Below are 21,104 nucleotides of genomic sequence, written 5' to 3'. Positions count from 1 at the left end.
GGAATGGGGAATGGGGAATGGGGAATGGGGCATGAGGAATTGCTTACTCCCCTTATCTCCCTCATCTTCCACATCTTTCCCTCCACCTCATCTCGAATATTGTTTAATTTTTATTGCGGCGATCGACTTTGATTTTGGCTGGATTAACGGTAATTACAGCCTCTTCTAAAGGCAGGGCACGGATATAATTTTTAAAAATGTTAACTTGATAAACTAGGTTATTCGTGACATCTAGTGCGGTCAACCAGCCACTCCGGGGATGATAAGCGCCAGTATCTATGTCTAGCCATCCCTGTCCTTGTGCCAGTTTCCCAGGAGAAACACCAGGCAGAGTAAAAGTAATCGTGTGACCGATGATAATAAGCTTATCTGGAAAGTAGGGTTTTTCGATGCTGTGAAATTCCTCTCGTATCCAGCACAGTTGATCGGCAGTTTGTTCTGTCACCAACTTGGAAGGGTCAACCCCAGCATGAGTTAACCAAATATCCCCCAAGTCGAGATATGTAGGCAAACTCTTGAACCAATCCAGATGGTCATCGGGGATTGAAGCCTCGTGGTAACTGGCTACGGTAGCTTGCCCTCCACTATACAACCACGCTTGCATCGTCGGGGAGGAAGTTCTTTCATTAGTCAAAATGTTTAATAACATCTGCTCATGATTTCCCAGCAAACATGGGTAGTTATGTCGTTTGACAAAATTAACTACTTGTGAGCTATGAGGCCCGCGATCGATTAAGTCTCCCAAAAAATAGATTTGATCGTCTGACGTGGGAGCGATCGCCTCCAACAAAGTCATTAAACCTTCATAGTGTCCATGTACATCCCCAATTACTATTCGTCTGGGGCTAGTTTCGCTCATTGTCTCTTAGCTTCAATAGTTTTGCTAATACTTCTGCTACAGTTTAAGCTGTCTGGTTTCCGTAATGAAAGGTAAAAATACTGAACTAAGTTTTATTTTAATTTAATTATTATTCCAGAAATAAATATTATTAATGATGAACATAGAGTAATATAGACAGTCTTTACTGCTAGGAAAGAAAATTAGCAAATTCCACTCGCGTTAGCTTAAAATCTAAGCTGTTGCTGTATTTCTAACTTTTTAGCTCAACAATGTCTAAGGATTTTTCTACTGAGATTAGTTCGCGCATCTGCCAGCACATGAATGACGATCATGCTGATGCCATAGTTCTTTATGCTAAAACTTTTGGTGGTGTAACAGATGCGATCGCAGCAAAAATGTTGTCAATTGATGCACAAGGTATGGATTTGACAGCGCAAGTCAATGGTGAAGCTGTACCAGTTCGCATTCAGTTTGATCGTGTTTTAGTAGATGCAGAAGATGCTCATCAAACTCTCATTGCAATGGTGAAGCAGGCGCGGGTAAACGCAAAGTAGAAATTGGGAAGTCCCTAAAGACCCAATACAATTCGGTTAAGCCAAGAGATGTGATAAATCGCCGTCAAGACGAAGGATTGATTATTGTAGAGACGGCGATTTATCGCGTCTTTGTGGTTTAGAATTTTCATCAAAAAACCCTAACCGAACCGTATTGCCTAAAGACCGCCATTGCGCTTCATGTTAGCTATCACCTAAAGATACCGACCTCTTCCTTGACTACTGCGGTATGAGGCTTGGCTTGAATAATTTCAAATTTCCAGTCTGAAGAATAATCAGGTAAATCATAGCCAACACTCTTAACATGAGCCAGCATCAACTCATCCCGTTGATGCCAAACAGCAAATATGCTTTCCCTGCCATCGTCAAGCGTTTCTAGGTCGATTTTATAAACCTCATTTACCCGCTTTAGTTTCAAGCCCAACAAATTTAATAGTCGGCTGAGTATTTTTATTGCCGAAACCTGCTCTTTTTCTCCGACTAAGTTAATACCAAGCGCTCTTCTAATATGCTTACTGTGCTGAAACACAACATTTTTAAGCATTATTAAATCTGGATTACTCTCGGTAAACTCTCTTTCTGCTTCGAGAAACTGAAGCATTCCCAACGCTCTCATTGCCTCAACTTTGAGTGTGTAAGTTTTTAAATCTGGTAGAAAAACTTTCCCTTCACCCCAAGACAATTGCTGATGCCATTCTTGCTGATCTCTGACATGAAAATACTCGCTTTCATGAGTGAGATAATAATGAATTAACAATTGACGATAATATCCTTGGTCATCCTGCAATTTTAGCCAAGGAGTAACTTCTACACCATACCTTTGTCTGAGAACATATTTATTAATTTGGTTACGTTCTCCATCAGTTAGAGAATGCTTTACTAATAGCTGATCATATTCTACATAATCGATATCTTTAGCATTAGCTACAGCCTTTGCTAGCAATAGTTGATTTTGCTGCTTAATATCTTTAATTTTGCGTTTAATATCTTTAGCTTTTTGACGGCTTTGCGCCCAATCTTTTTGAACTTTGACAATTTCTAAAACTAATCTTCTGCGGGTAGCTAAATCATCGGCATCAGTTGCCAAAAATGCCAGCCGTAAATCTCGAATAATATTATTATGAACAGCATTGCTCCGCATCTGAATTTGATGCCCATCAGCAATCAAACCATCTTGCATCGATTGACGATAGAGGCGGATAGAAGCATTTACCCGTGCAGATAACTTAGCCCAAGTTCGCAAATGAATCGGGTCATGAACTAAAGGTAAATCGACATCTATTTTATGTAATGGACTAAGCAAAGCTAAGTTTTCTTTTTGATTTTCTTGATACCAATCAGATAGCAAGCGATAATTTGTACTACCACTACCAATTAAGCCAATACCTCGTTTCGCACACCAAACAACACGCGGCACATCATCTCGCACTCTCGCTAATGCTTGTCTTGCTTCCGAGTCAGGAATTACCCCTTGAAAAATGCCATAAACTCGGTCGAAATGTTGGACATCAATACTAATTCCTGTACCCAAGCTAGGTGTAACAAAAACGCCATCATATTCAGAGATTTTTTGATTGATTGCTGCAATAAAATCAACCGCTTCATGACCAGGTGTGTTTGTAGTGTGGCTACTAACTACCAAAGTTTTGGGAAATTGCCTTCGTAATTTTTGTAACCGTTCTTTCAAATAACGTTCGATTGTTTCACAACTGTAACGCCCAGCGCGACTATCAGTAGTAACATAACATTTACGTCCAGCAAGTAAATCTAATTCTAGTTGGTGAATTAGCGGTGTTGGGTTCGGCGAATCGTAAAAAGTTACATCCCAACCTTGTTGAGGCTTCCATTGGTTGAGAACTACCCAAGGCGTTAATTTAATTCCTGCTAATCCCTGTAGATATTCAAGTGACACATCTGATAAATCAGCATCTTGGGCAATTACTAAACCCCCAGTTGTTAAAACTGTGGAAATTAGCTGCTGGAATAATCTTAATATTTTTACACGTTTATGTTTACAAGTATTACTGTTTAGTAGATGCCACAAAGATTGCTCTACTTCATCTAAAATTATTATTGCCCCGTGCCAATTTTCAGGATTAAGTTTCCAAATGGAATCAACGCACAGTCCAAGGGATTGCTGTGGAGAGAGTGAACGCAGGATGGGAGGAGCGGGGGTAAGTGTTTTATTAATCCTTTTATCCCTATCTTCTTTATGCGTTCCCCATTGGATACCAATTTTTTCGCACAAAAATCGTCCTAGTAAAATTCTGTGAGTAATTAATAAAACGGGTTGATTTCTAATTTTTGCTTGCTGAACAACGGCTTGCAATGCTGTAGTTTTACCTGTTCCTTTTGCAGACTTGACTCCTACTAATCCAGAAGTTGGAAAAGGGATTTCACCTATAAAAGGTCGATTCAAGGTGAGAGCAGCAGGAATAGTTAACTCAGTATGGGGTTTTGTTTGAGCAAGATAAATTTCTAAATCAACACTTTGCCGATAAATTTTCTCGAAACTAGTTGCACCTTTCGCAACGATAAACTCATCAACCCCTTTTTCTATTCCTGGAAGTTCGATAATTTTAACAGGGCAATTTTTTTGCTGGAATAAACAACCAAGTTGAGAAATAGCATTATTTACAGCAGCAATTGTTTTAGGTTGAGTTTCAAAATCAAAACAAATATAAAAGCTACGCTTTGTAATTGCAAACGCTGCTAAGTCAGGAATTAGCTGACGACGGGTAACTTTGCCAAATTCATCTTTAACAACCCGATAACCACTGGTAATTCCGGGAATAGCAATAGCTGCATATCCTTGTGTCAACAGCGTTGCTGCTTTTTTCACACCCTCGCAGAGAATCAGGGGAATGTTATGTTGCATCACCCATTGCCAAAAGCCTCTAGCTTCACCATCAGCAGTAATGGTGATATTTTCAGGCATGACCAGATTGTAACGTCCAGCAACTTGCTGCCAAACTTGCAGCGTTACCCGCAAACAAAACACCCGCGTTGGTGTGCTAGGGGGATGCTCGTATTTGATGGACTTAGCATTGTGATTCTGTCGGGGTTGGTTTGGTTTAAAGCACCCCCATTCCATCATTTGCCAATTATTCAAAGGGTCTAGTCCCGAACACCACCAACCGCCTTCAGTAATATGAGCATAACGCTGCAACCAGCAAGCTTTCACCATTCCGGTATTGGTGCGGGGGAGTAGCTCAGAAATCAACAGGTACTCATAAGCAGTTACGCCTTGGAGCGACCTAAAATTGAGTTGCACTAAGTGTAAGTCTATACCACTACTCTTGACTAATTCCTCAAGGTGTTGGGGGTGTAAATAGTGCAGATGCATAGGGAAAGACCCGAAGAGAAGACGATGAGATTAAAACATTAGCACGCATCTGTTTTTTTTCTATAAGCGAGATTGCTAGGCTTTGATGATGCTTTTTTTACTTCGTCACGGGAGACACATCGGTTAAGCCTCTAGTAGGTTATTCTGCCTATTAGATCCCCAAAGTAATAATTTTGTATTGTAATATTTGTTCTATTTTAATTTTTATTTATCAGTAAATCTCTGCGTTAAGGAATGCGATCGCTTTAGGGTAACATCTTCATGTACTTCAGCCAAAACTTTATACTGAGCGTCCACCTGCGGCCTCATGTTTAGGATGTGACATATTTCAATGAATCAAATCAGGTAGGGGCAATTAATGAATTACCCCTACCGCTTTTAGTTTTGTGTAAGTTCTAACTTTTACTCAAGTAGCACGGTAACTTAAAAAGCTGATTGGAGGTAGAATAGACAACAACTTTTAAGAAAAGTTCAATCTGCTTTATAAACCCTTTGCTTTTAGTTACGAATGTAGGAAATATGACTTTGTATTTTTCAATTCTACTGTGTGCTTGTTTCATTACTGGCTATTTTTTATTAAAAAAAAGTAATAATGAAATCTCGCATTTAGTAGCTGTATTTGCAGCTATTAGCCTAATTTTGGGTTTAATATTAGCTCCCTGGCAGATTTTACTTCTACTATTAATTCTTATTCTTATCAGTACAAGCTCCGAATACTATACAAGCAAGGTAGTCAGCAGCAAAATTCAATATCCACAAGAGCCAGTTACCAAGTCTGAACCAGATTATAACTTAATCTACCGTGGGGCTTCCTATCGTCCTGACCTTGATGCCAAATCAAATGTAGAAACGATACCATTAGTAACCCCTAAATTGATTTTTCGGGGATGTACTTATTTTGTTTGCGCTGATCCTAATACCCAATCGGCTGGAATAATTACACCACCATTAACCTATAAATTGAGCTTTAGGGGAAGCAGCTATTCTATAAACAGAAATGCACACAGAGAAATTAAATAGCGAACAATATAACAAAAGTAGCTCAAATTATGTGTAAAGCCATACCTAATTCAAAGCTGGCAAAAAACTATTTTGAACTGATCTGACTACAGTTTTCCTGAGTAATACTACTAAAAAATCGTTTCGCTGAAACATCACCGAAACGATTAAAGTTAATCTCAAAATTAAAAATAGCTAACCTGCTAAATTAAGCCCCAACAGCTTCCTTCGCGGCGTACAACACCTCAGCGTTTATTTCTTTGAAACCGCGATCGCGGGCAAATTTCTCAGTATTTCGCTTCACTTTACCGCGAACAAATCCAGGAATCTTATTCAATTCTGCTTGACCATCTTTTGTCCAATTCAAATCAGAATCAGCAGAAATTCCCCTAGTAATTACTTCTTTGGTATCGTGACCACCGAAGATTTCTAATAGGTGATCTTCCATTCCCAAAGTGAAGGAATTGTAGATTAAATCTGTAATCTGATTAGTACCTTCGTAACCCATAAATGGTTTGTAACCAATGGGGAAATTTTGGACGTGGATTGGTGCAGCAATTACGCCGCAGGGGATATCCAAACGCTTACCAACATGGCGTTCCATTTGGGTGCCGAAAATGGCAGAGGGTTCGACACGAGCGATCGCATCCCCAATTTCACCATGATCTTCGGAGATTAGCACTTCATCGCAATACTCGCTCACCTGTTCGCGGAACCAATCCGCATCATATTTGCAGTAGGTTCCAGCCCAAACAACATGAATCCCCATTTCTCGCGCCAGAATCTTGGTAATAGCGGCGGCGTGGGTATTGTCGCCAAAAACTACAGCTTTTTTGCCAGTCAAGTTTTGACAGTCAATTGAACGGGAGAACCAAGCAGCTTGAGAAACATGGAGAGTTTGCTCATTGATGAAGTTTTCATAGTCAACTTCTGCACCTTGAGCGTTAATTACCTGCTGAATCTTGCGAATACAACGGGCAGTTTCCACTACGCCCATTGGAGTAATGTCTATATAAGGTGTGCCAAATTGTTCTTCCAGGTAACGTGCTGTGGTCAAACCGAGTTCACGGTAAGGCACCAGGTTAAACCAGGCTTGGGACATCTTTTTCAAGTCATTTACCGAAGCACCTTCGGGAATTAAGGTATTTACCTCAATTCCCAAGTCAGCCATCAGCCGTTTGAGTTCGGTGCAGTCGTGATTGTTGTGGAAACCAAGGGTGGTAGTACCGATAATGTTAACCGAGGGCTTTGCAGTTTTACCCTCTGGTAATTCGCCCCGCTTCCGCGCTTTTTCAATGTAGTATTGGACGATTTGATCCAGAGTGCGATCGGCCGCTTGCAGTTCGTTGTAGCGGTAGTGGTTCACGTCCGCCAGCATTACGTCTCCTTTGGCTTCCAACTGCGCCCGTTCGACAAAGTTGTGCAGGTCTTCTTGCAAAATGCTGGAGGTGCAAGTGGGAGTTAACACAATCAGATCGGGGTGTTCCTCGGCATCTTTGCGGACGATGTTATCTACCACCTTCTCTTGGGAACCACGCGCCAAAACGTTGCGGTCAACAACACTGGTTGTCACTGGAGTGAAATCCCTCTCCCGCGATAGCATTGAGCGCATGACGTTAAAGTAGTCATCGCCAATGGGGGCGTGCATGATCGCATGGACATTTTTAAAAGAACTAGCGATTCGCAGAGTGCCGATGTGGGCTGGGCCTGCATACATCCAGTAAGCCAATTTCATGTTTGTGTTCTCCCTTTTCAACAGAAATAACACGGAGTCCGATAAGAATGGACTATAAGTGCTTGATTATTATTAAATCGTTTCTGATTGTCTCAAAACTTGTATCCCTAATGAAGTGAAGAGTTGTAAGGGTTTATCTGGAGTTCACAGGCTTAGGCATACCTCAAACCTGCTTACTGATTGGGATGTAGCTGCTGATTTTGACAACATGGCTGTTGTTTTATTTAAATAAATCTTAATTTTTCGGAAAGTTTGTTTTCAATTTGGGGTGGGGCGCTAATCATCATTATTGGAAAAGAATGCAGAATACAGAAGTCAGAATTCAGAATCAAGTAGGTATACAGCAATTGATTTTCCAACTATTCTGAATTTTGAACGGCAGTTGCTCATGGGGAAACCCCTTCAGACCGCACTGCCTCCTCCTGACTCCTGAATTCTTACTAGAGAGATGTTAATTACTGCCGAAAAATTTCTACTTTTTGTAACACCACTTCTTGATTCGGACGATCTCTAGTCGTAGGCACATTAGCAATCTTGCTGACTACATCTAGACCTTGGACAACTTCACCAAAAACACTGTGTTTATTGTCAAGGTGAGGCGTTGGTGCTTCTGTAATGAACCATTGCGAACCATTTGTACCGCGTCCAGCATTAGCCATCGACAGGATACCCGCACCAGTATGTTTCAATTCAGGATGAAACTCATCTTCAAATTGATATCCTGGGCCACCAGTACCCCATCGGCTGGCTGTATCAAGATAACGACTCAGAGGATCGCCACACTGAATCATAAAATCAGGGATGACCCGGTGAAAGCGAACCCCATCGTAAGCTGGAGTTCCTTTGCCAGATTCACCAGTTTTAGGGTCTTTCCAGTCGATTGTTCCGGTTGCTAGACCGACAAAATTTTTGACGGTGTTGGGGGTTCGCTCTTCTTCCAAACGAACTACAATTTCACCCAAGGAAGTAATTAAACGAGCGTGCAGCTTGCCATTACCGGGAATATTAATTTCTGGAAAGTTCATTAGATATCCTATTTAACAAGTGCCAGTATTTGACCTATATAAGTTTATCAGCATTCAAGTTACCGCCTTTAGACATGACAAAAAACCTGAAGGAAGGAAACTTAAGCCAACAAATATTTTACTCAGGTAAATTTATCGCTGGATTACGGCTAAAGAATCCTCTAGGGACTAGCTTAAAGCCAACTCGGTGAACAGGCATTACCGGCCAATCTTCCGATCGCGGAATATGAGTTACGCCCATTGTGTACCACAGCACGATATCTTCACCCATCAAGGGTTCATCGTCTGCAATATATTTTGGTAAACCTTGTCCTGCTTGAGTCTGGTTGGGATAATCACCTCCAGCATAGAGTTCAGCAGGTTTATATTTTGTTACCCAGACGTGATGAGTCGCAAATTCTGCCCTTTGACGGATTTTCGAGCCTTCCACTGGAAAAAACATGGAGTTTCCACTAGGCATCAGCATATATCCAGGTGCAGCCCCTAGCGGATTTTTCTTATCGGCACTAACAATCATCCATTCCCGACTGCTTTTCATATCTAAATCGCGCACAGCAGCCGTTTCTTTAGTGAGTGGGGTTTCTGCAACTGCGATCGCATTTCCTAATGGATTTTTCTCATCCATCGGTAAAGCTTTCACGTTCATTTCCATTACAGAATTAGCCTGACCATCGACATCGAAATCCAGGCGGTAGTTGAAAAAGTGTTGGTGATTTACTCCGAAGATATTCTTAGCAATTAGCCGACCATAAGAATTATCCTCAGATTGCTTTTGAGCAGCCGTTCCCTGCGCCAGCACGATACCCGTTAATTCATTTTGGACTTCCAAAGTGCCATCCTGGTGAAAAATCCAATTAATGCTGTAATCATAATTGTCAATGGCCGCAGTCATTGTCATGACTAATTCTCGACTGCGACGGACATCATTGCGCTGGGTGCCATAATCATAATGCTTCCAGAGCATACCGTTATTTCGCTCGTATATGCCGATAACTCCTGGTATGACATAAGGTTCTCCATCGCCATTAGCAAACACAGCATCCACCAAAAGACCATTTTCAGGAATTTCCTTACCTAATTCCATCGTGGTTGCTAGGGAACCAAAATTGTATTCCCCAACATCAAAGGCATTTCTGAATGACCAAGTGGGATCTGGATCGCCGTAAGGCACTACTGTCTCTGATAAACTAGCGCGGTATAAAACTGGTCGGATATTTTCGCCGTCGTTGTATGTGACTTGGTACAGCACCAATCCACTACGAGGATGCATTACATAGCGGAACTTCCAACCTTGCCAGCTAATTTCATTGCCATTGAGCCGGAAACTTGCACCATTTGGTTGCAGAATCTTCAATGCTTTAAGTGGTGAAAGTAATTTACCCAAGGACTTGACATCGTAGTTCCAGTTTTCCTTGGAAAAAGGAACTATCCCCCTATCCACGAAACTAGAAATTTTACCTGTGTTCAAATTGACGGTTCCCAATATTCCTTCAATTGGACTGCCGTAATAATTCCAGCGATCGCTTTCACTCTTGTAGTAGAATAAACCCCGACAAAGACGGTTTCCTGCTGTTTCTTCCTGTTTACTCAGAATTCCTGGCGACCAACAACTTATTTTGACTTGGTTGAAGTCTGTAATTCCCCGCTTTCGCATCGCTGTTTGCCATCGGGGGTCTGATTTAAAAGCTTGAGTTGCCAATTCATATTCTGAAGCGACGATCGCAGGTTGAACAGAGGGTATTTCTTTCCAAGAACTTAAGCTTTTGTTTTTTAGATCAACAATTCCCTCGTAAGTTTTGTTTTGCGATCGCTCATAAATAACCAAAAAAGCTTTTCTTGCGAAAGCTTTACCATGTGTAAATTTTAGAACTTCTTCTTTATCTGGTTCTTGTAAAGCAATCAGTGGAAAAGCTGCCATTTCGCTCAAAGTTTTTTCTTTTTGAATGACCGAAACAGCTGTATTAATTTCTGCCTCTGTTAGCGAAGTGAGAGGATGGGAAATCGCAGGCTGTTGAGCCGTCAATATTCCCATTAATCCAAATGAGAGAGAAATAAAAACAATTATGGCAATAGCTAGCCACAAAAAATGCCTTAGCCGCTTAATCATCTTTCACATTCTTACAAAAGACGTATAGTTATCTATTTCTAAGCCGAAGCTTGAAACCCGATAAATTAAGAAGCTAAAGCCAAATTAATTTGTTAGCGATTAGGGTAATTGGGGACTAATAAAGTTTTTTTCCATGCACCATTCTCTCATTTACGCAGAAACCAAACGGCGTAAAGATTCAGCACGGCGTTTAGCAATAGGGTTATTTGGATCGAACTTTAATGCTTCTTCGTAACTTTGTAACGCCTGAGTAGTTAATTTTTTCTTCTCGTAAGCGTGACCGATATTATTTAACCCTGTTACGTAGTCTGGTTTAGATTTCAGGGCTTCTTTATACTGACGAATTGCGAGGTCATATTGCTCTTGGGTAAAATAAATATAACCCAGCCCGTTGTAAATAGGGGCAATATTTTCTTCTCCCTCTTCTTCGGCAGCTTTCAAAGCTTTTTGAAACAGCGCGATCGCTTGGGAATATAGTTTTTTTTCTGAATAGATACTGGCTAACTCATAATATTCTTGAGTCGTACCCTTTTCTTTCTCTAACTTCTTTCGCAATTTTGCAAAGGAGCCTTCAATCTTGCGAGTTTTGAAAATCTGGCGAAAAACACTCACGGCTGCAATTGTGAGTATAAACACCAAAATTGAGAGATACACAACGGCTAGACTGTTATCCATTGCTGAAAATACAAATATTATAAAGTTTGTTATTTGTGATTTGTGATTTGTCCTTTGTCATTTGTTATTCACTAATGACCAATGACTAATGACTAATGACTAATGACCAATGACCAATGACCAATTTACGGTAAACCCCAATATTGAGAACGTTGCTGGAGCCAACCTTGTTCTAAGTAACGAGCGATCGCTTGATTCACATTTCGTCTTAATTCATCGTACTGCAATCCCTTGGGCATAACTACAGACAAGGGTTCAGTTGATAGTTTAGTTGGCAGTAGCCGATATTGAGGATATTGTTGCACCCAACCGCTCAGAACGCTAGCATCGGCGGCAAAGGCTACGGCGGTATTACTTTCTATTGTCTCTCGCGCTTCGTGATATGAATTTACTCCTACCAACTCGCCGTTTGGCAGATAGAACCGCACTTTAGCAATAGTACTGGAGTTGTTAAGTACGGCAATTTTTTGTTTTGCCAAATCACTCAACTTATTCACAGAGGGATCTTTTGTAACTAATACAGTGCTATCCAAATAGTAGGGAACACTGAAACTAACAATACGGCTGCGTGACTCGGTTGCTGTCACCCTAGCGATCGCAAAATCAACTTTCTTGTCTAAGACAACAGACAGGCGATCGCGATTCGCTACAGGTTGCAATTTGACAGCATCTGCTTTCCCAACTAAGTCAAGTGCTAATCGCTGTGCCAAGTCAATTTCTAAACCTTGCAAATTACCTTTGGCATCTTTAAATCCCAAGGGACGCAAGTTGTCTTTAACAGCAACAGTTAGATAGCCGCGCTGCTGAATTTCTGGCATTTCGGCGGCAGATGCAGTGAATCCTGTCCCCACTATGGAAAAGCAAGATATCCAAAATATCGTGGCGGATAATACCAGATGTAACCGAGTAATTATTTGCCATCTGTTACATCTGTTATACATCCCTTGCCACCTTTATCCTTTAGCTTGATTTGCTAGTTCCGCAACTTTGCCAAAGCTAGCTGGATCGAGGACTGCCAATTGTGCCAACATCTTGCGATTTAGTTGGATATCAGCTTTTTTCAAGTTACCGATCAATTGGCTGTAGCTCAAGCCGTGTTGTCTTGAAGCAGCGTTGATGCGGGTGATCCAAAGGCGACGAAAATCGCGCTTTTTCTTTTTGCGATCGCGGTAGGCACTGCGTAGTGCCTTCATTACTTGTTGGTTGGCAGTTCTAAACAGAGTTGAGTGAGAACCGCGAAAACCTTTAGCTAGTTTGAGAATTTTATTGCGGCGTTTGCGAGCTACATTACCGCGTTTTACCCGAGTCATAACTTATTTCCTGAAGGACTTACAAATATGGGAGCATCAAGCGCACGTTGAGTTCATCACGTTCATGTACAAGTGTGGTCTTGGACATGCTACGTTTTTTGTCGGAAGATTTGTGTTCTAAAAGGTGGCTTTTGCCAGCTTTCCGACGGACGATTTTACCGGTGCCGGTGGCACGGAATCGTTTCGCTGCGGCTTTACGAGTCTTGAGTTTAGGCATGGTATAGCTTTAATTCGACACGATCCATTATTATACTAATAAAATTGTTGTAATGGAAATTAAGTTAGATAGTCCGTTATAAACCAATACGCTTGGGTTAAGGGCGATTGGCAAAATTTTGGGTTTTCGAGACGCGATAAATCGCCGTCTCTACAAGTGTTTTGGTCTTATCTGAACTGTATTGCGTTATAAACCACGTCTACACAATCAAAACCCATGAGGGCGGGTTTAAAACTTTGAATTTTTCCTTAGTCTCGGAGACTGACTTTGCCTGTTTAGCCTTATTCAAGCAATGTGTCACAGGCAATTCCATACGCCTTGGCTTTTTCGGAGCTTTTTGCAGCGATCGCAAACGTCATACCCAACTAATTCAAGATTAGCAAGCAAAGACAATTACGCGCGAGTGTTTTACATAATTACGAATTACGTTAGCGACGCAGGAGCATCATTACGAATTAATTAATTCGCTGCTGTTTGGGCTTCTTGATAAATTATTTCTTGAAATTGAATCATATCTTTTTGCGGATCGGCGTGGCTAACTTTCACCACTATCTGTTCACCTAAGTTAACAGAACGTTTGAAAACCATTGGTAACTGCAAACCTAAATCTTCGATCAAAATTAGGGCCAAGTTGCTGTCTTCTCGCAGCCACATCAATACAGTTACATCCCAAGTTTCCTCTGGATGACGGCGTAAATACTCTAGGGCATAATATCTATTCGTTTGCCGTTCTACCATCGTCACCTCTTGGGTGATGCTGGTGACATTCATCATCACTTCTTTAAGTTGATCTGCGGAAAATGGCAGAACTTCACCGCGCAAATGGGCTTTCAGTTGAAAGTGAGTAAGCAAATCACTGTAGCGGCGGATGGGAGAGGTTGCTTGGGTGTAGGTATCCAAACCTAAACCAGCATGGCGCAGAGGTGTAATGCTCATTTCACTCTTGGGCATACAACGACGCATGGCGCAAGCGCGAACGAATCCAGCTGGAAGTAGCAGTAATTCTTCTTCTGGGGGTAATTCGGGTTGGGGCTGACCGCGAAAGGGTAAAGGTATGTTATGAGCTTTACCATAACGAGCCGCAACTTCACCGGCAACAATCATCATTTCTGCGACTACTTGCCGTGATGGGGAATCGTCCAAAATATCAATGTTGATCTCGTCACCTTTGACTTTGATCATCGCTTCGGGCATTGTGATGCTAATCGCCCCTTGAGCGTAACGCCAAGCTTTGCGCTTCTGTGCCCAACTTGCGATCGCAGCAATTTCTGGTTCTGCCTGTACCCGTAATTGCAGCATTTCATCTACATCTTCGTAGGTGAGACGATAAGTCGGCTTAATGGAACTGGTATGAATGCTGTAATCTTCTACTCCCCCAGTTGTACCTAAAACAATTCCGAAACTGAGGGCGCAACAAACCCGTCCCTGGATCAGACTCATTGGCCCAGTTGCCAATACCTCTGGGAACATCGGAATCATCCCCGTAGGTAAGTAGACTGTACTACCCCGCTTTCTGGCTTCCAAATCTAATTCATCTTCCGGTACTAACCATCTGGTGGGATCGGCGATATGCACCCACAGGCGCTCCCGTCCATCGGGTAGAATTTCCCAACTTAGACCATCGTCGATCTCTGTGGTAGTTTCATCATCAATGGTGTAAACCTTCAGGTGAGTCAGATCAAGGCGGTTTGTATCTGAGTCAATCGGCGGGAAATCCAAACGCTGTTGCGCCACTTCTAACACCTTATTAGGAAATTGAATCGGAATTGAAGAACGACGCAGGAACAAGTTTTCATAAGGACTCCAGCAACCCAAATCTACTAATAGTTGAAAAGCCCCTTGGGGCGTTGTGGGCCGTCCCAGCATAGTCATAGTTTCTAATACTGGAGCGCTTGGTGGGTAAGCGCGAGCTAAGGAGTCATAATTAACTCCCGTCCGTACTGTGTCAGCAAGCAACGCTGCGTATTTTTCTAGTCCTTCTAGACGCTGGCGATCGTGGCGCTGCCATTCTACTGCTTCACCTTTGAGCGCCTGCTCAACACGAGTTAAAAATTCCTGCTGTCCTTTAGCTTTTAATGCCTCTACTTCCATCTGGTGCTTGCGTTCTGCCACCTGAGCAGCAGTTCGAGGCTCGTAAGCATCTCCTTTTTGCTTGAAATAAAGTTTGTCGTCTGATAACAAGCAATAGGCGGCGTAACAATGAGGCGCGGCTGATTCCGAAAATAAGAGATTCGCCATCAGGTCTGGGGTGATTGTTTCCCCATCTTCAACCAGTATTTCCCAAGCTACCTCTAAGCTAGATGGGTCTAAATAAGGGTTGACTTGCTCTAAAAAGCTCGCGATCTCAGAGGGCTTGTAAGTTTGTCCGGTAACTGTATAAGTTATTTGTCTAGGCGCGAGGCTGTGGGATTGACCACGTTCGTCTACCACAAACCAGCGGGTTTTACCGTCTGGACGTTCTACGATCCCCAGACGGCGATCGCCTTGAACCCTAAATTCAACTAGCGTGCCCTTCTCCACAACTCTCGCGCTCTAATAATTTTAGATTTTGCTTCCAACTTTGGTGCGCTTACAGCGCAACTTGGATTTTGGTGAAGCAGCGCGGTCTTGGGGTTTCCCCCATGAGCGACTGCTGAACCCGAAGGGATTTTATAACTGGATGTTTATTAAATCCTAAATCCAACAATTTTTTATGCAGCAATTTATTTTACACTCTCTGATTCAGATTTGAGATTTTGGACTCAGAAAGACAAAGCCAGATGTTTATTTAAATGCAGCTTCCCTTTATAATCCAAAATCTAAAATTCTAAATCCCAAATTGCTCTAACCTTCCGCATTGATAAATGGCAACAAGGCCACAATCCGCGAACGTTTAATTGCTAATGTCAACTCTCGCTGTTGCTGAGACGTAAGCCCAGTAATCCGCCGTGGCAGTATTTTACCCCGCTCGGTGACAAATTTACGCAATAAATCAACATCTTTATAATCGATTGGTTCTCCTGGCTTGATCGGAGAAAGACGACGACGGAAATAACTCATCTCTACTTAATTTCCTTGTGAACGGTATGTTTGTTGCAGTGGGTGCAGAACTTTTTCAGTTCTAACCTGTTGGTGGTGTTGCGGCGATTCTTAGTACTGGTATAACGTGAAACACCAGCAGAACGCTTATCTGAATTTGTCCGGCACTCAGTACACTCTAGTGTGATAATAATGCGGGCACCTTTACTCTTAGCCATAATCTTACAAACAGTGAAGCCTGAAGAGAATTAACACAAATGACTATCTTCTCACATTCCGCCGCATATTTTCAACTAATCTTTTAACTTTTATATCAAGTGAGTAGCCACGACGCGACGAAACAATGAAAGTTCCACAATAGCGATCGTGTAAAGCCTGCCGCATCTGGGTATCAGAGAAGGCAGTCCCACAATCAATTGCCAGGGGAAGTACTAGCAGTATAGCAGTGGGATTGGCTCTAATATTACTCAGGGCAATTGACACCAAAAGCGCACCCAAGCCGATGATCGATTCTCGTTTCACCAGCGAGAGCAAATCTGGAATTCTGCCCACTACTTCACCATCTTCGACTTCCAACACCTTTAAATCGAACGCCCAACGCCCTAAACTTTGCCCTTGATTGTTGTATACCACCAACACCCGCAAAATCAGCCAAAATATTACAAAAACTAGGATTTGCACAAATTGAATCCCAATATCGCCGCCTCCTAGTAGGGAACTGACTAACCAGACACCAAGGAAATCAAGCCCTAATGCCATACCTCGCCGCCCAATTTCAGCCTTGGGATAGTGTTTTTGGGGAAGTCGTTCGATAGTCATACACAATAGGTATTTTTATTTAGGGGTTGGAGAATAATGATTGCTGCTGTTTTTTATATTAAGGTGATGACTTGGGTTTGGCCTTTAAACCCTTACACAGAAAAATTTCATAATTAGGGCGTTCATGTTGCCCATTCCACAAGAGTCTGTTTTTGGTAAATATTGTATTGTTTTGTTGTAAAACCTATTTGGAGGTTGTATCTATGACAAATCTGTTCGCTAAAAAAGCTATTGGGATGGTGGCGACTACTGCTTTAGTATTAGCGATCGCTATAACCACTCACAATCTAGCTGATGCTGCTGAGTTCAACTTTAACTGGAAGGGAGACACGGGTTATTCAGCTAAAGGTTCATTTAACTACGACACAACAACTGCTCCAAGCGTCATTTCTGAAGCAGGTTTGGGAGCTACGAAGAACTTGCAGTCTCTCTCAATTTCCTTCTTCGATCCATTTAGTACTCTGATTAATAGTTTCACTCCAGTACTTGGTAGTGTATCTAACTACAGCTTTTTGAGATTTAACTTTGATAATACTACCCAGCAAATCTTTGGCCCCTTTGATGTTGGTAAGGATGATGAACTTCCTGGCGACACCTGGCTTAATAATAATCTCGCACTCATTGATGAAGGTTTTAGCAATGAGGTTCTAGCTAAAGAATTTGGTTTTAACAATAGAGATGCAGCAGGCATAAAGCAAATCCTAGATTTAAGTAACAATTCCGTTCAGGTATCCAAAGTTCCTGAAGGAAGCATAATTATCGGTTTACTAGCAGTGTGTAGTTTGGGATTGACTGCTCATAGAAATCTCTCCAGAGCTAATCAAGAGTAGACTCAGTGCTACTTTACAGAGATAAAGTAAAAAGTCGGAGGCGATCGCTATGGTATCAGTCAGCGATGCACAAGCAATTATTTTAAATTTAGTACAACCGTTAGATTGTCAACGGGATACAGAAGTTGTAGATTTATTGGCAGCCGATAGCCGGATTTTGGCAATGCCTGTCACCAGTCCGCTAGATTTTCCCCATTGGGATAATTCGGCAATGGATGGTTACGCAGTTCGGTACGAAGATGTGCAGCACTCTAGCGCTCAACAACCAGCCATTTTAGAAATTGTTGAAGATATTCCGGCTGGGTATCAACCTAAGTCTAGGATTCAATCAGGAGAAGCCGCGCGGATTTTCACAGGTGCGGTGATTCCAGCAGGTGCGGATACCATAGTCATACAAGAGAGGACACGCCGCGAGGAAAACCGCGTATTTATCCTGGCTGCGCCACAACCGCAAGAATTTGTCAGACACAAAGCATCTTTTTACCAAGCTGGAACACAACTGTTACCAGCCGGAATTAAGTTAAATGCCTCAGAAATAGCTGTATTGGCGGCAGCACAATGTCCACAATTAAATGTTTACCGCCGTCCGCGTGTGGCAATTTTTTCTACTGGTGATGAGTTGGTGACAGTTGATCAACCGTTACAACCAGGGCAAATTGTGGATTCAAATCAGTATGCGATCGCAGCTTTGGTAAAGGAGAGTGGCGCAGAACCAATACTGTTAGGCATTGTGAAGGATGATCCAGTTGTTCTGGAGAAAGTTATTGCCCATGCCGTGGCGATCGCTGATATAGTTCTCTCTTCTGGTGGTGTCTCAGTGGGAGATTATGACTATGTTGACAAAATTATAGAGTCTCTAAAAGCAAAAATCCACATTCGATCTGTGGAAATGAGACCAGGGAAACCCCTTACTGTCGCTACTTTTCCCAGTAGAGACGCGATTAATCGCGTCTCTACAAGCTCCCGTTCGGCTACGCTCACGGCAAGCCCACTTTACTTTGGTTTGCCAGGAAACCCTGCAGCTGTGTTGGTGACATTTTGGCGGTTTGTGCTACCAGCAATCAAGAAACTTTCGGGAATTACTGAAGGTTGCGAACCAGTGTTTTTGAAAGTGCGATCGCATGATGAATTGCGATCTGATGGCAAGCGGGAAACTTACCTTTGGGGTAAATTGCATTTAATTGATGGAGTTTATGAATTTCACAAAGCTGGTGGTAGTCACAGTTCTGGAAATTTAATTAATTTGGCTCAAACTAATGCTTTAGCTGTTCTTCCGGTGGGTAAAACATTCATTTACCCACAAGAAGAAGTGCAAGTTTTACAGCTTAGTAATAGTTAATGGGGAGTAGGGAGGCAGGCAATACTTTTCGGTTAAGGGGGAAAGGGAAAGGTTTGAATTTCCCTTTCCCCATTGCCCTTTAACCTTTCCCCATACCAAAAGAGAGATTATTGGGTTTAACCGAAAAGTATTGGGGAGGCAGGGAACAAGGGAGAAGAGTTTTCCCCTCTACCTCTTTTGAATGCCCAATCTTAAAATAACTGCTCAAAAGCTTCAATCAGACTGTTAACTTCCTCAAGGGTGTTGTAATGTACCATACTCACCCGGACTATTCCACCTTGTGAGGCTAACCCCAAGTATTCAATAAGCCGTTTAGCGTAAAAGTCTCCGTAGCGAATCCCAATGTAATGTTGGTCAATTTTTGCGGGAATGGTTGAGCTATTCATTCCATCTACTACAAAAGATATAGTCGGTACACGGCATTGACGGTCAGCATTTGGTTGGCCAATTACTCGGACATTAGGCTTGCTGTTGAGGTAGCTTAGGAGGCGATCGCTAAGTTCTTCTTCATGTATGCTAATTAAATCAAACGCTTGCACCATCTGACTTCTCAAATCAGGTGCAGTTTTATCGCCGTAGTGCAGTTGTGCTAATTCACTTAAATAATCACATAAGCCTAACATTCCATAACTTAATTCAAAATTGACATTCCCTAACTGAAATTTATAAGGTATATCTGTCTGTTGAATAAAATAATGATTAAGTCCGGGCAATCTTAATAAATGTTCTTCTTTGCCATAAAGTAAGGCATGGTGTGGCCCGTAGACTTTATAACAACTCAAAGCATAAAAATCAACATCCAAATCTTGCACATCAACTAATCTATGGGGTGCATAAGCTACACCATCTACACAAATCATCGCGTTGCGATCGTGTACAAATGTAGCAATTTCTTTGATTTGGTTAATAGTTCCCAAAACATTAGACGCATGAGTCAAAGTTACTAATTTGGTGCGCTGACTCATCAATGCTTCTAAATCTGCTAAATGAAGTTCTAAGGTATCTGGGCGAATTTGCCATACTTTAACCTTAATTTCTTGTTTTTCCAAAGCCACCCAAGCACCAATATTGGCTTCATGGTCACAATTAGTAACAATAATCTCATCACCAGATGTAAAGGTTTGACCTAGACAAATTGAGAGAACTTTCAACATCATTGTCGTAGATGGGCCCATCACTACTTCTTTAGAAGAATTGGCATTAATCAAAGTAGCCATTCCCCTAGTTGCTAAAGCCAATCTTTCTCCCGCAAATTGAGAAACCGCATAAGAAGCTCCCAACTGGACATCGGAACTTAGGAGAAATTCGCTAATTCTATCTACTACTTTTTTTAGAGTTTGTGAACCGCCAGCATTATCAAAAAAAGTCCATTCACTAGCTAGCGCAGGAAAATATTGACGAACTTTATCAAGATTCAAAAGCATAGTATAAGTTTTGTAGAGAATGTTATTTACCCTAACCTACGTTTTGGCAAGTAGCCCAAAGAGTATCTACATCTGCTATTTACAGCTTCTTATATTAGCGTTATTGCTCTGCAAAAATCTCTCTTGGGGGGGTATACTGGGAAACTCAAAGAGTATCTTACTGAGATATCTAAGTTCCAGCAAGAGTTAATGTCTTGATTCTTCACAATTCTCGCCAATTTATTTGATAAGTTTGAGGTAGAGTCAAAGAAACCATTGTTTTGATTCTTAATTCCTTGATTGAAAATAAAGGAACGACCTATGAACACTACGGTTAAATACGACATCGAAGTTATCAAGGAAGAAGCACTTCAACTTGTTAAAAAAAGACTTGTTAACCGTCAGCAGACGATTTATACCCTATGTAAATATATTCCTCATCGTGACTGGGTTAATTTTGAACTTGAGTTAGAAAAAAACGAATTTCTACTCAGAGATAGAATTATCGACCTACTCAATCATGAATCTTGGGAAGATGATACAGGCTGCATCTAGAAGCAGTGCCCCATTAGCAGTATCCCGATAAAATCAAAATTAAAAATTCATTTTTCATGCATTTAAAACCCTCGAGTTAAGTCGGGGGTTTTAAACAAGATAGGACTTACACAAAACTACACATGGTAGGGACAATACCCTGCGGGTTCGCTGAAAGCGTTCTCGTAAGAGTAGCCGCTCCGCATCTACATGAATTGCCCCTACCAGAGAATCAGGGTTTTGACTATTGTTTGCGTAAGTCCTAGAAGAAATTATTGAAGTCAACAATAAATCTTAATGAATGGGTTAGGTGCTGGAAAATAGCAGAGAACCAGTGCTAGCGTTACAAATT

The 21,104-nt window shown here is 41.7% G+C and carries 20 protein-coding genes; 6 read left to right on the top strand and 14 right to left on the bottom strand.

From position 1 onward, the window contains the following. Positions 1 to 103: 103 nt before the first annotated feature. On the bottom strand, positions 104 to 859 hold the full coding sequence (locus G1O98_RS18730) for a metallophosphoesterase family protein (RefSeq protein ID WP_163930465.1): 756 nt from the start codon (positions 857 to 859) through the stop codon (positions 104 to 106). 251 nt (positions 860 to 1,110) lie between these two features. Between G1O98_RS18730 and G1O98_RS18725 the strand changes: the two genes are divergently transcribed. Continuing rightward, a complete protein-coding gene (locus G1O98_RS18725; RefSeq protein ID WP_163930462.1) occupies positions 1,111 to 1,395 on the top strand; it encodes a DUF2470 domain-containing protein in 285 nt (94 codons plus the stop codon). A gap of 190 nt (positions 1,396 to 1,585) precedes the next feature. Here G1O98_RS18725 and G1O98_RS18720 read toward each other — a convergent pair whose 3' ends face one another. After that, positions 1,586 to 4,741 (bottom strand): plasmid replication protein, CyRepA1 family, encoded by a 3,156-nt coding sequence (locus G1O98_RS18720; protein WP_163930460.1) that lies wholly within the window; start codon positions 4,739 to 4,741, stop codon positions 1,586 to 1,588. A gap of 519 nt (positions 4,742 to 5,260) precedes the next feature. Here G1O98_RS18720 and G1O98_RS39010 point away from each other — a divergent pair. Further along, positions 5,261 to 5,761 (top strand): hypothetical protein, encoded by a 501-nt coding sequence (locus G1O98_RS39010; protein ID WP_175586753.1) that lies wholly within the window; start codon positions 5,261 to 5,263, stop codon positions 5,759 to 5,761. A gap of 187 nt (positions 5,762 to 5,948) precedes the next feature. Here the strand turns inward: G1O98_RS39010 and bchB are convergent, their stop codons facing one another. The 7 genes from bchB to rpmI form a co-directional block, all read right to left on the bottom strand. Further along, positions 5,949 to 7,475: a ferredoxin:protochlorophyllide reductase (ATP-dependent) subunit B gene (gene bchB / locus G1O98_RS18710; protein WP_069067799.1), complete on the bottom strand. Its 1,527-nt coding sequence runs from the start codon at positions 7,473 to 7,475 to the stop codon at positions 5,949 to 5,951. A gap of 455 nt (positions 7,476 to 7,930) precedes the next feature. Continuing rightward, positions 7,931 to 8,500, bottom strand: a complete 570-nt coding sequence (locus G1O98_RS18705) for a peptidylprolyl isomerase (protein WP_163930458.1) — start codon at positions 8,498 to 8,500, stop codon at positions 7,931 to 7,933. Positions 8,501 to 8,618: 118 nt separating this feature from the next. Then, positions 8,619 to 10,607, bottom strand: a complete 1,989-nt coding sequence (locus G1O98_RS18700; RefSeq protein WP_163930456.1) for a primary-amine oxidase — start codon at positions 10,605 to 10,607, stop codon at positions 8,619 to 8,621. A gap of 150 nt (positions 10,608 to 10,757) precedes the next feature. Beyond that, positions 10,758 to 11,282, bottom strand: coding sequence for a tetratricopeptide repeat protein (locus tag G1O98_RS18695; RefSeq protein WP_163930454.1), 525 nt, complete (start codon positions 11,280 to 11,282; stop codon positions 10,758 to 10,760). Between the two features lie 125 nt (positions 11,283 to 11,407). After that, positions 11,408 to 12,223 (bottom strand): transporter substrate-binding domain-containing protein, encoded by an 816-nt coding sequence (locus G1O98_RS18690; RefSeq protein ID WP_163930452.1) that lies wholly within the window; start codon positions 12,221 to 12,223, stop codon positions 11,408 to 11,410. 12 nt (positions 12,224 to 12,235) lie between these two features. Then, positions 12,236 to 12,592: a 50S ribosomal protein L20 gene (gene rplT / locus G1O98_RS18685; RefSeq protein WP_069069781.1), complete on the bottom strand. Its 357-nt coding sequence runs from the start codon at positions 12,590 to 12,592 to the stop codon at positions 12,236 to 12,238. Between the two features lie 19 nt (positions 12,593 to 12,611). Beyond that, positions 12,612 to 12,809 carry a 50S ribosomal protein L35 gene (rpmI, locus tag G1O98_RS18680; RefSeq protein ID WP_012411238.1) on the bottom strand — a complete coding sequence of 66 codons (198 nt, stop codon included), beginning with the start codon at positions 12,807 to 12,809 and terminating at the stop codon, positions 12,612 to 12,614. Positions 12,810 to 13,045: 236 nt separating this feature from the next. Between rpmI and G1O98_RS18675 the strand changes: the two genes are divergently transcribed. Further along, a complete protein-coding gene (locus G1O98_RS18675) occupies positions 13,046 to 13,189 on the top strand; it encodes a hypothetical protein (protein ID WP_163930449.1) in 144 nt (47 codons plus the stop codon). 79 nt (positions 13,190 to 13,268) lie between these two features. Here the strand turns inward: G1O98_RS18675 and G1O98_RS18670 are convergent, their stop codons facing one another. From G1O98_RS18670 to G1O98_RS18655, 4 genes are all read right to left on the bottom strand, one after another. Next, the gene (locus tag G1O98_RS18670; RefSeq protein ID WP_163930447.1) at positions 13,269 to 15,329 is read right to left on the bottom strand and encodes a ribonuclease R family protein; all 2,061 of its coding nucleotides are present in this window, start codon (positions 15,327 to 15,329) and stop codon (positions 13,269 to 13,271) included. 303 nt (positions 15,330 to 15,632) lie between these two features. Next, positions 15,633 to 15,848: a 30S ribosomal protein S18 gene (gene rpsR, locus G1O98_RS18665; protein WP_012411240.1), complete on the bottom strand. Its 216-nt coding sequence runs from the start codon at positions 15,846 to 15,848 to the stop codon at positions 15,633 to 15,635. Positions 15,849 to 15,850: 2 nt separating this feature from the next. Beyond that, positions 15,851 to 16,045, bottom strand: coding sequence for a 50S ribosomal protein L33 (gene rpmG / locus G1O98_RS18660; RefSeq protein WP_012411241.1), 195 nt, complete (start codon positions 16,043 to 16,045; stop codon positions 15,851 to 15,853). 43 nt (positions 16,046 to 16,088) lie between these two features. Next, complete coding sequence (locus G1O98_RS18655; protein WP_163930445.1) at positions 16,089 to 16,646, bottom strand: RDD family protein; 558 nt, start codon at positions 16,644 to 16,646, stop codon at positions 16,089 to 16,091. A gap of 203 nt (positions 16,647 to 16,849) precedes the next feature. Between G1O98_RS18655 and G1O98_RS18650 the strand changes: the two genes are divergently transcribed. Beyond that, positions 16,850 to 17,476 carry a PEP-CTERM sorting domain-containing protein gene (locus G1O98_RS18650; protein WP_163930443.1) on the top strand — a complete coding sequence of 209 codons (627 nt, stop codon included), beginning with the start codon at positions 16,850 to 16,852 and terminating at the stop codon, positions 17,474 to 17,476. A gap of 49 nt (positions 17,477 to 17,525) precedes the next feature. Beyond that, positions 17,526 to 18,815: a gephyrin-like molybdotransferase Glp gene (gene glp, locus G1O98_RS18645; RefSeq protein WP_163930441.1), complete on the top strand. Its 1,290-nt coding sequence runs from the start codon at positions 17,526 to 17,528 to the stop codon at positions 18,813 to 18,815. A 191-nt stretch (positions 18,816 to 19,006) separates the two neighbouring features. On the opposite strand, the gene G1O98_RS18640 is transcribed toward glp, so the two are convergent. Continuing rightward, positions 19,007 to 20,239 carry a cysteine desulfurase-like protein gene (locus G1O98_RS18640; protein ID WP_163930439.1) on the bottom strand — a complete coding sequence of 411 codons (1,233 nt, stop codon included), beginning with the start codon at positions 20,237 to 20,239 and terminating at the stop codon, positions 19,007 to 19,009. Between the two features lie 300 nt (positions 20,240 to 20,539). Between G1O98_RS18640 and G1O98_RS18635 the strand changes: the two genes are divergently transcribed. After that, a complete protein-coding gene (locus tag G1O98_RS18635; protein WP_163930436.1) occupies positions 20,540 to 20,773 on the top strand; it encodes a DUF4327 family protein in 234 nt (77 codons plus the stop codon). Positions 20,774 to 21,104: the final 331 nt, after the last annotated feature.

Origin of the sequence: Nostoc sp. UIC 10630 (assembly GCF_010747425.1) — a bacterium.
Classification (GTDB): Bacteria; Cyanobacteriota; Cyanobacteriia; order Cyanobacteriales; family Nostocaceae; genus Nostoc.
This window is presented reverse-complemented; position numbering and strand designations above follow the sequence as displayed.

Coding starts and splice junctions, on each gene's coding strand:
- G1O98_RS18730 (WP_163930465.1), bottom strand. CDS start 859: ATGAGCGAAACTAGCCCCAGACGAATAGTAATTGGGGATGTACATGGA.
- G1O98_RS18725 (WP_163930462.1), top strand. CDS start 1,111: ATGTCTAAGGATTTTTCTACTGAGATTAGTTCGCGCATCTGCCAGCAC.
- G1O98_RS18720 (WP_163930460.1), bottom strand. CDS start 4,741: ATGCATCTGCACTATTTACACCCCCAACACCTTGAGGAATTAGTCAAG.
- G1O98_RS39010 (WP_175586753.1), top strand. CDS start 5,261: ATGACTTTGTATTTTTCAATTCTACTGTGTGCTTGTTTCATTACTGGC.
- bchB (WP_069067799.1), bottom strand. CDS start 7,475: ATGAAATTGGCTTACTGGATGTATGCAGGCCCAGCCCACATCGGCACT.
- G1O98_RS18705 (WP_163930458.1), bottom strand. CDS start 8,500: ATGAACTTTCCAGAAATTAATATTCCCGGTAATGGCAAGCTGCACGCT.
- G1O98_RS18700 (WP_163930456.1), bottom strand. CDS start 10,607: ATGATTAAGCGGCTAAGGCATTTTTTGTGGCTAGCTATTGCCATAATT.
- G1O98_RS18695 (WP_163930454.1), bottom strand. CDS start 11,282: ATGGATAACAGTCTAGCCGTTGTGTATCTCTCAATTTTGGTGTTTATA.
- G1O98_RS18690 (WP_163930452.1), bottom strand. CDS start 12,223: ATGTATAACAGATGTAACAGATGGCAAATAATTACTCGGTTACATCTG.
- rplT (WP_069069781.1), bottom strand. CDS start 12,592: ATGACTCGGGTAAAACGCGGTAATGTAGCTCGCAAACGCCGCAATAAA.
- rpmI (WP_012411238.1), bottom strand. CDS start 12,809: ATGCCTAAACTCAAGACTCGTAAAGCCGCAGCGAAACGATTCCGTGCC.
- rpsR (WP_012411240.1), bottom strand. CDS start 15,848: ATGAGTTATTTCCGTCGTCGTCTTTCTCCGATCAAGCCAGGAGAACCA.
- rpmG (WP_012411241.1), bottom strand. CDS start 16,045: ATGGCTAAGAGTAAAGGTGCCCGCATTATTATCACACTAGAGTGTACT.
- G1O98_RS18655 (WP_163930445.1), bottom strand. CDS start 16,646: ATGACTATCGAACGACTTCCCCAAAAACACTATCCCAAGGCTGAAATT.
- G1O98_RS18650 (WP_163930443.1), top strand. CDS start 16,850: ATGACAAATCTGTTCGCTAAAAAAGCTATTGGGATGGTGGCGACTACT.
- glp (WP_163930441.1), top strand. CDS start 17,526: ATGGTATCAGTCAGCGATGCACAAGCAATTATTTTAAATTTAGTACAA.
- G1O98_RS18640 (WP_163930439.1), bottom strand. CDS start 20,239: ATGCTTTTGAATCTTGATAAAGTTCGTCAATATTTTCCTGCGCTAGCT.
- G1O98_RS18635 (WP_163930436.1), top strand. CDS start 20,540: ATGAACACTACGGTTAAATACGACATCGAAGTTATCAAGGAAGAAGCA.